Origin of the sequence: Bacillus horti (assembly GCF_030813115.1) — a bacterium.
Classification (GTDB): domain Bacteria; phylum Bacillota; class Bacilli; order Caldalkalibacillales; family JCM-10596; genus Bacillus_CH; species Bacillus_CH horti.
Genome location: NZ_JAUSTY010000043.1, coordinates 1 through 1,641, shown reverse-complemented (window position 1 = coordinate 1,641; position 1,641 = coordinate 1). Strand labels below are relative to the sequence as shown.

1 protein-coding gene is annotated in these 1,641 nt (G+C 40.3%); it reads left to right on the top strand.

The genetic code is table 11. From position 1 onward, the window contains the following. Positions 1 to 273 precede the first annotated feature (273 nt). Positions 274 to 1,494 carry an IS110 family RNA-guided transposase gene (locus tag J2S11_RS22170; RefSeq protein ID WP_307398381.1) on the top strand — a complete coding sequence of 407 codons (1,221 nt, stop codon included), beginning with the start codon at positions 274 to 276 and terminating at the stop codon, positions 1,492 to 1,494. Positions 1,495 to 1,641: the final 147 nt, after the last annotated feature.

Sequence of the window (1,641 nt, the reverse complement as noted above, 5' to 3'; positions counted from 1 at the left end):
ACGTATAAGACCATCATGCCGTGAAGCGGCACCACAAAAAATGAAAATGTAACTACAAACTGAAGAAGCATGCTTTTTTTGGTCAATACTGCTAGTACGGCTGGCGAAGGAGGTCGTAATTTCTTGGTGTTATGAACCCGTGTATAAGACGGACCACGACGACCCGGTGCACCACGGAATGTTGCTCTAGATTAGGAAGCACGCAGGGTAGAATAATCCTATTATGGTTGTTGCACCAGCCTTTAATCTATCTAGTCGTAAGGAGTTTTGATGATGGAAGTATTATACCGTTATTGTTGCGGGCTTGACGTGCACAAAAAGAACATCACTGCCTGCATCATTACACCAGAAGGAAAGGAGGTAAAAACATTTGCCACCATGACACGAAACTTGGTGGAATTAGTGGATTGGATTAAGTCAAAGAATTGTACTCATGTAGGCATGGAAAGCACAGGAGATTATTGGAAGCCTATTTATAACCTCCTAGAATGTGAAGATGTTCAACCGATTGTGGTGAATGCCCAACATATTAAATCGGTTCCGGGTCGAAAAACAGATGTAAAAGATGCGGAATGGATTGCTCGTCTCGTGCGCCATGGACTTGTCAGAGGAAGTTATATTCCCAACCGAGAGCAACGTGAGTTGCGTGAAATCATCCGTTATAGGCGGAGTATCGTCGAAGAGCGGACTAGAGAAGTTAATCGACTTCAAAAAGTACTTGAAGGAGGAAATATCAAACTTTCATCTGTAGCTTCAAATGTACTTGGAGTATCTGGACGAATGATGCTTGAGGCGATTATCCAAGGGGAAACCGATGTCATAGTTTTAGCTAACATGGCCCAAAAGAAATTGAAGAATAAAAAGGATCAGCTTATGCTTGCTTTGGAAGGAAACCTCGTGCGTCATCAACTTATTATGCTGGAAAAACAATTAGATCATATTGATTATCTCAATCAGCTCATTGATGAATTAGATGAAGAGATTGATTTGCGTATGGAGCCATATAAAGAAGAAATTGAATTATTGGATACCATTCCTGGAGTAAACAAACGGACTGCACAACAAATCTTAGCGGAGATTGGTACAGATATGTCCCGTTTCCCAACTCCTGGTCATTTATGTTCTTGGGCTGGAATGACTCCTGGTCATGACGAGAGTGCAGGTAAAAAAAGGTCATCAAAAACAAGAAAAGGAAATAAAAAACTGCGCAGTGCCTTAGTGGAATCAGCGCGCGCAGCGGCAAAAAAGAAAGATACTTATTTATCTGCTCAGTACCATCGTATTGCAGCCCGCCGAGGAAAGAATAGAGCTGCCATTGCAGTGGGACATAGCATCTTACGTATTGTCCATATCATTTTAACACGGAAACAAAACTACATCGAATTAGGAGCCGATTATTTTGATAGACTCAAAAAAGATCTCCTAATTAGAAATACGGTAAGAAGACTAGAATCCCTAGGGCTTACAGTAGAGATACATGATAATACTGCTTAAAGTGTAGATCCTTATAGTGTAACTAAGCCCCCACTTTTAAAAAAACTACATAGTGAGGGTTAGTTTCATATTGCCCAAAAACATATATCACTTATACTTGGTGTGTTAATTTTCAGGGTAGAAAGTATAAAATTTGATACCATGTTT

What these genes read in the sequence shown, in the direction of transcription:
- J2S11_RS22170 (WP_307398381.1), top strand. Translation starts at nt 274, where the DNA reads ATGGAAGTATTATACCGTTATTGTTGCGGGCTTGACGTGCACAAAAAG.